Origin of the sequence: Butyrivibrio sp. (genome assembly GCF_017940685.1) — a bacterium.
Lineage (GTDB): Bacteria > Bacillota > Clostridia > Lachnospirales > Lachnospiraceae > Butyrivibrio.
Map to the genome: position 1 here is coordinate 1 of NZ_JAGAYD010000159.1, position 6,861 is coordinate 6,861.

Here is a 6,861-nt window from a genome sequence, read left to right on the forward strand (position 1 = left end):
ATATATATGTCTAACGCAGACATCAGCATTCTTGAGCAATGTCGTGCCAGAGAAGATGCCATTGCTCATGAAAAATATCAAAAAGAGCTTATCGATAGCCTTAATGAAACCATCGCTAATGACAAAGCCATCATTGCAGATTTAAAGGCCAAGCTAAAGGCATATGAAAACAAAAAGCAATAAACCATTTCTTTCAAAATAATATAATCATTAAATTATACAACGCTCACGATGAGATTTTCGTGAGCGTTTTTAGTTATTTAGATATTCTCGTTCTTAAGATGCTTTTCATATAGCAGCACCACATCCCCGGCCTGAATGATAAGATTTCCTCTTGGGATGATAGCCTTTCCTCTTCTACGTATCATAAAGATAAAGCTCTGCCTTGATATGTCAAGGTGCTTAATGGCTACTCCATTCCAGGAATGTCCCTCTCCAATTGTGATTTCTTTTATCTCTATTGGCTGAACATCCTTAACCTTTTCAGCACACATCACAAGAATGTCACCCTTTTGTAGAACCGCATCACCTCTTGGAATGATGGTCTCTTTATTTCTCTGCACAGCAACAATAATAACATCCTTAGGAATTCCAAGTTCAGAAATTTTCTGGCCGCACCAGCTGTCTTTTTCAGAGAGTTTAACCCTTATAAAATGGATGTTTTCCTCTTCAGCGTAGCTTCCGATGGTCTTAAGACGCTGATACTGTTCAACAAATCCGGCACTGATGATACCAGTTGGAATAGCTACCATTCCAACACCAAGAAAACTAATGATGATTCCTAAGATCTTACCTGTAATGGTTATGGGATAAATATCACCATATCCAACAGTCAAAAGCGTAGATACAGACCACCAGATACCTGAGAAGGCATTCTGGAAAACTTCTGGCTGGGCGTCATGCTCAACGCTGTACATGCAAAGGCTACTGCCCATCATCAGTATCAGTATGATAAACACTGATGCCATCAGCTGCTGTTTCTTGGAAGTAATGACCTCAGTTATGACATTGAGCTGATCATAATAGGAATTGATCCTAAAGAGCCTTAAGATCCTCGCAACCCTGAAGAGCCTGAATACAGCTCCACCAGCCGGGAAAAAGAATGGCAGGTAATAGGGAAGGAAGGACAAAAGATCAATAATTCCTGTAAATGAAAAGATATATTTTGCAGCTGCCTGACCCTCAGGAAGCTTTGGATAAAGTTCATTGGATGAAAAAAGACGCAATGCATAGTCCACTGCGAAGAAAAATGTGGTAATTGCTTCAATAGTAAGGAGGAGCCCTTTGTAGTGCTCCTCCATGTAATCAAATGTTATTGCAAAAGCCGCAAAAAGATTGAGAGCCAGAGCAATAATACTGATGATGTCATAAAACCTGTTGATGGGCTCATCAATTACGCCCACGCTGACCATGTTAAAGATCTTGGCTCTTAAGCGATGAAAATCTCTAATGTGTCTTCTTACAGGTTTTTCGTCCCCCATCATTTTTTCTCCCTGTTTTTGCGCTTGCCAAAGCTCTCCATCACAAGATCGCTCATATCCTGAAGATAATCAAGGCTTCTTTTCTTGTTCTGAGCTTTGACATTCTTTTTCTCTTTTTTTGTAAGGTTCATGGTATCGATGTCTTTATCCTGTCCAACATACCATGCTTTTGTAGATCCTTCGCCCTTAATATTGATACGACCAACATTTTCAAAAGAATCTGAAGACTTCTTTTTATAAGGCCTCTCTGCTTTTTTAGAAGGGACCTTGTCTGCTGACTTCTTGTAAAGAGCCTTGAGCTCATCAAGATCACCGATATCAGATTTCCTGTTATCTGTCTTCTTTACATCAGCCTTTCTGGAATCTGCTATTCTTTTATCAGCTCTTCTGTTCTCAGATTTTACTGCATCAGGCTTTTTTCTTTCTGATCTTCTGCCATCAGACTTCTTACCATCTGCTCTACCACTGGACTTTCTGTCATCCTCGCGTTTTCTTCGAGGCTTTCTGTCGTCATCACGACTTCTGCCCTCATCGCGCCTTCTGCGCTCGAGTCTCTCACCGGTTCTTCTGTACCTGTCACGCTTTGATTCTTTCTTTTCGAAAAGAACCAGCTCCTCAATATCAGAACCCATCTTGAGCTTCATGAATCCGGCAGCAAGCTGCTCTGCAGTGTACTCGCCCTCTTCAACCTTTTGATTTATATACTCAAGAGCTGAAGAAATGTCGCCATTTTCGATAATATCAACAACTTCAGCAAATACCTTGGAAGACTTAACTCTCGTAATCTCCTTGGCATTTGGAACATGTCTTTCCTCAATCTTTGTGTGGCAGATCTTTTCGATCTCGCGAAGCTTGTACATCTCTCTTCCGCCAACTAAAGTAAAGGATTTGCCACTCTTACCAGCACGTCCGGTTCGTCCAATTCTGTGAACGTAGTACTCGATATCCTCTGGTATATCGTAGTTGAATACAGCCTCTACGCCGCTTACATCAATACCTCTTGCAGCAACGTCAGTAGCAATAAGTATGTTGATCCTGCCACTTCTAAAGAGATTCATGACAGTGTCTCGCTGATTCTGAGACAGGTCTCCGTGAAGACCATCACAGAGATACCCCTTGCCCTTTAAGGACTCAGCAAGCTGGTCCACCATTCTCTTGGTGTTACAAAAGATAAGGCTCCTTGCTGGATTGTAGTAATCCATAAGGCGGGTAAGTACCTCTTCCTTCATCTTCTGTGGGACTCTGTAATATGCCTGTTCGATGGCAGCCACTGTGATCTCCCGGGGTGTCATCTTGATAAACTCAGCATCATTTTGATACTTCTTGGTAATGTCCAAAATGGGCTTTGGCATTGTTGCGGAGAAAAGAGCTGTCTGCCTCTCTTCTGGCATTCCCTGAAGGATAGTCTCAATATCCTCCCTAAAGCCCATGTCCAGCATTTCATCTGCTTCATCAAGGACCAGAACCTTCACACTTTTAAGCTTCATTGTGTGCCTGCGCATGTGGTCCATTACTCTTCCTGGAGTTCCTACAACTATCTGCACTCCATTTGAAAGAGCCTTGATCTGTCTTGAAATATCCTGTCCACCATATACAGCAAGGACCTTGATCCCTGACATATACTTGGCAAAATCTCTGATATCGTCAGCGGCCTGCATTGCAAGCTCTCTTGTAGGACAAAGAACTACTGCCTGCAGGTGCTTATTATCTGGATCCACCTGCTGAAGAAGTGGGATTCCAAAAGCTGCTGTTTTGCCCGTTCCGGTCTGGGCCTGACCAATGATGTCTTTTCCCTCCATCATTACAGGGATTGCAGCCTCCTGAATTGGGGACATATTTTCAAATCCCATATCTGTGACTGCTCTGATGATTCTTTCATCAAGACCTGAGTCTTCGTATCTAATACTCATAAAACCTATATCTTTCTAAAAAACAAAAACGTCAATTACATTGATGCACCGGCCATTACATCCTTATTCTTAATGAGATAATCAATAAGAGAAATAATTGTAAGCGCCAGTGCTATCCACATGATCACCTGTGTGACAATATCGATCCATGGAAGGATATCTCCAAGGTTGGCAATCATAAGGATTACCATGATCATCTGGAATGTTGTCTTAAACTTGCCCCAGTAGCTGGCTGCAATGACCTTACCATTGTCAGCAGCAATAAGTCTGAAGCCACTAATTGTAAACTCTCTTGCAATGATGATAACTACGATCCATGATGGGATCCTGCCAAGTTCAATGAGGCAGATCATCGCGCTGCAAACAAGGAGCTTGTCTGCAAGAGGGTCCATAAACTTGCCAAAATCAGTTATAAGGTTATACTTTCTGGCAATCTTGCCATCAAGCATGTCGGTTAAACTGGCAACAACAAAGATAACCAGGGCTGTCCATTTAAATGCCTCATTGCCTGGACTCAAAAGAAGAAATGCTACAAAAAAAGGAATCAGAATAACTCTCAGTACTGTAAGTTTGTTAGGTAAATTCATGATATTTCCTCCCCTATAAGATCATATTCATTTGAACCTGTTATAAGAACCTTGACATAATCGCCAGTCATTAGTTCTCTTTGCATTCCTGTTATGAACAGATACCCGTCAATATCCGGAGCATCTTTGTAGGTCCTTGCCACATAAGTAAGGCCGTCATCATCATCTGCATCTGTGACTCTGCCTTCTATCACAGCATCAACCGTCTTTCCGATCATATCTTTTGCTGCCTCAAAGGCTATTTCCTGCTGAAGCTTCATCAGCTGATTCCGGCGCATTGTCTTGGTCCTTTCGGAAACCTGACCTTCCATTGTAGCAGCCGGTGTATCCTCTTCCTGGGAATAAGTAAACACGCCAAGTCTGTCAAACCGAAGATCTCTTACAAGCTCCATAGTCTGCTTGTGGTCTGCAGCAGTTTCTCCCGGGAATCCGCTTATGAGCGTGGTTCTTAAGCAGATATCAGGGATTTCTTCCCGAAGGTGCTTAACAAGCTGACGTATCTCAGCGTTATTAGTCCTTCTTCCCATCCTCTTAAGTACATCATCAGATCCAGACTGTATAGGCAAATCCAGGTAATTACATATCTTGGGCTCTGACTTCATGCACTCAATGAGCTCATCATTTATTTCTTCCGGATAACAGTACAGCACTCTTATCCATCTGAAGCCTTCAATCTCGCACAGTTTGTGAAGCAGCTCTGGAAGAGACTTTTTCCCATAAAGATCTGTTCCGTAAAGTGTAGTCTCCTGAGCTACCACAAGAAGTTCCGACACTCCGTTTTCAGCAAGCTCTCTTGCTTCTTTAAGAAGTTCCTCCATAGGGACGCTTCTGTACTTACCTCTTACCTTAGGGATGATGCAGTAGGTGCAGTGCTTGTCGCACCCTTCAGCTATCTTAAGGTAATTGAAAAGACCTCCTGTGGTCATGACTCTCTTAAAGCCACCATGAACCTCTTTATCAACATCATCGAAGTAGTTCTTGTGGTGAAAAGAGCTATTGTCCTTCGCAGTTTCCTCGATAGCCTCCACAATCTTGTCTGTGGAAGTAACTCCAAGGATCTGATCACACTCTGGGATTTCTTTTTCAACCTGTTCCTGATAGCGCTGTCCAAGGCATCCTGTGATAATAAGGGCCTTGAGCTGACCAGATGCGCGGCGCTCAGCAAGCTCCAAAATAGTGTTAATGCTCTCCTGAGCCGCATCACCAATAAAGCAGCAGGTGTTTACAACTGCTGCTTCTGCTAAGTCTTCATCATCTGTAAAGCTGTGACCGTGCTGGGCAAGGAGCCCAAGCATTACCTCGGTATCAACTCTGTTTTTGTCACAACCAAGTGACACAAATAAAATCTTCATATATTAGTTCTCTTGTGTTTCAGCCTCTGGATTCTCACCATTCTCAGCTAAAGCCTGTGCAGCAAGAGCTTCTTTTTCCTCATCTGTAAGGATACGGAGCTGACCCTGATTCATCTCATCAACAGCGATTGAAAGGGGCTTCTGCTTGTCCTTAACTCTTACCATAGGCTCGTCGCCTGCGATGAGCTGTCTTGCTCTCTTGGCAGTAGCCATAACTACTGAATATCTGGAGTTGATAACTGGCTGCTCGCCCTCTTCAACTTCCTTGTTTACTACATTCATAAGGTCAACATAAGAAGGATGTATCATTTATTTATTTCCTTTCCTGCGAATATATCGCAATTCAAGCTCAAAAGCGATTATAACTCATTAAGCTCATTTCTGATAGTGTTTATAAAATCAAGATTCCTTGATGGTGCCATGTGAGCAGCTGATATAATGTCGTGCACCTGTTCTACACACTCATCAAGATCATCATTGACAACAATGTAGTCGTATTTTTCAATACCTACTGACTCTTCTTTGGCTCTCTTAAGCCTCTGGGCTATTACTTCTTCTGTCTCTGTTCCTCTGCCGGTAAGTCGCTTTTTAAGCTCCATTGCAGAAGGCGGCATTATGAAAAGAAGTACTGCCTCAGGATACTGCTCTTTTATCTGAAGAGCTCCCTGTATCTCTATCTCAAGGATCACATCCTTGCCAGCATCAAGCTGGTCCTCAACAAACTTCCTGGGAGTTCCGTAGTAATGATCAACATAGCCTGCATGTTCGATAAGACCGTTTTCTTTAATGAGCTTTTCAAACTCTTCATTACTTACGAAGAAGTATTCTCTTCCGTTTTCCTCTCCAGGTCTCGGATTTCTTGTTGTTGCTGAAACTGAAAGGGCATATTTATCATATTTTGCTGTGAGGGCCTTCATAACTGTTCCCTTACCAGCTCCGGAAAATCCTGATACTACTATGATAATACCTTTTTGGCTTAACTGTTTACTCAATGTTCTGTATCTGCTCCCTAACCTTTTCGATGTCAGTCTTAAGGGCAATTCCTCTGTCAGATATCTTAAGATCTGTGGACTTACTAAGGATAGTGTTGGCCTCTCTGTTCATTTCCTGAGCAAGGAAATCAAGCTTTCTGCCGATGCCATCCTTGTCGTCTCCAACCTTAAGAGCCTCTCTTGTCGCCTCAATATGACTGCGAAGTCTTGTAAGTTCCTCATCAACACATACCTTGTCTGCATAGAGAGTAACTTCCATTGCAAGGCGGTTTTCATCGATCTGCTTGTCCTCCAAAAGATCCTGGATCTTCTCTCTGAGCTTACTCTTGTACTCCTCAATGATCTGTGGAGACCTCTCTGTTATATACTCAACGTTTTCAAGCATACCAGAGAGTTTTTCTGTAAGGTCCGCAGAAAGGAACTCACCCTCTCTTTTTCTGGACTCTAAAAACTGTTCTCCAGCAAGGTCAAGCGCCTTCTTGATCCCGCTCCAGACCTCCTCTTCATCCAGTTCTTCCTCTTCCATAGTGAAGACTTCC

8 protein-coding genes are annotated in these 6,861 nt (G+C 42.7%); 1 reads left to right on the plus strand and 7 read right to left on the minus strand.

The genetic code is table 11. The features are described from left to right. On the plus strand, positions 1 to 183 hold a 183-nt coding region (locus J6I68_RS10125), incomplete at its 5' end, for a hypothetical protein (protein WP_292220067.1). A gap of 77 nt (positions 184 to 260) precedes the next feature. On the opposite strand, the gene J6I68_RS17355 is transcribed toward J6I68_RS10125, so the two are convergent. From J6I68_RS17355 to J6I68_RS10160, 7 genes are all read right to left on the minus strand, one after another. Next, positions 261 to 1,484: an ion transporter gene (locus J6I68_RS17355; RefSeq protein ID WP_292220069.1), complete on the minus strand. Its 1,224-nt coding sequence runs from the start codon at positions 1,482 to 1,484 to the stop codon at positions 261 to 263. Beyond that, positions 1,481 to 3,391: a DEAD/DEAH box helicase gene (locus J6I68_RS10135; protein WP_292220071.1), complete on the minus strand. Its 1,911-nt coding sequence runs from the start codon at positions 3,389 to 3,391 to the stop codon at positions 1,481 to 1,483. The genes J6I68_RS17355 and J6I68_RS10135 overlap by 4 nt, the downstream gene beginning before the upstream one ends. Before the next feature lie 35 nt (positions 3,392 to 3,426). After that, positions 3,427 to 3,978: a CDP-diacylglycerol--glycerol-3-phosphate 3-phosphatidyltransferase gene (gene pgsA / locus J6I68_RS10140; protein WP_292220073.1), complete on the minus strand. Its 552-nt coding sequence runs from the start codon at positions 3,976 to 3,978 to the stop codon at positions 3,427 to 3,429. Continuing rightward, positions 3,975 to 5,330, minus strand: a complete 1,356-nt coding sequence (rimO, locus tag J6I68_RS10145; RefSeq protein ID WP_292220075.1) for a 30S ribosomal protein S12 methylthiotransferase RimO — start codon at positions 5,328 to 5,330, stop codon at positions 3,975 to 3,977. The genes pgsA and rimO overlap by 4 nt, the downstream gene beginning before the upstream one ends. Before the next feature lie 3 nt (positions 5,331 to 5,333). Further along, positions 5,334 to 5,639: a DNA-directed RNA polymerase subunit omega gene (rpoZ, locus tag J6I68_RS10150; protein WP_292220077.1), complete on the minus strand. Its 306-nt coding sequence runs from the start codon at positions 5,637 to 5,639 to the stop codon at positions 5,334 to 5,336. A gap of 50 nt (positions 5,640 to 5,689) precedes the next feature. Beyond that, positions 5,690 to 6,322 carry a guanylate kinase gene (gene gmk / locus J6I68_RS10155; protein WP_292220078.1) on the minus strand — a complete coding sequence of 211 codons (633 nt, stop codon included), beginning with the start codon at positions 6,320 to 6,322 and terminating at the stop codon, positions 5,690 to 5,692. Further along, positions 6,315 to 6,861, minus strand: a 547-nt coding sequence (locus tag J6I68_RS10160) for a YicC family protein (protein WP_292220079.1), incomplete at its 5' end; no start/stop codon positions are given. The genes gmk and J6I68_RS10160, both read right to left, overlap by 8 nt.

Bases quoted from the DNA above. Each gene is read 5' to 3' on its own strand.
- rpoZ (WP_292220077.1), bottom strand. From the start codon at position 5,639: ATGATACATCCTTCTTATGTTGACCTTATGAATGTAGTAAACAAGGAA.
- pgsA (WP_292220073.1), bottom strand. From the start codon at position 3,978: ATGAATTTACCTAACAAACTTACAGTACTGAGAGTTATTCTGATTCCT.
- J6I68_RS17355 (WP_292220069.1), bottom strand. From the start codon at position 1,484: ATGATGGGGGACGAAAAACCTGTAAGAAGACACATTAGAGATTTTCAT.
- rimO (WP_292220075.1), bottom strand. From the start codon at position 5,330: ATGAAGATTTTATTTGTGTCACTTGGTTGTGACAAAAACAGAGTTGAT.
- J6I68_RS10135 (WP_292220071.1), bottom strand. From the start codon at position 3,391: ATGAGTATTAGATACGAAGACTCAGGTCTTGATGAAAGAATCATCAGA.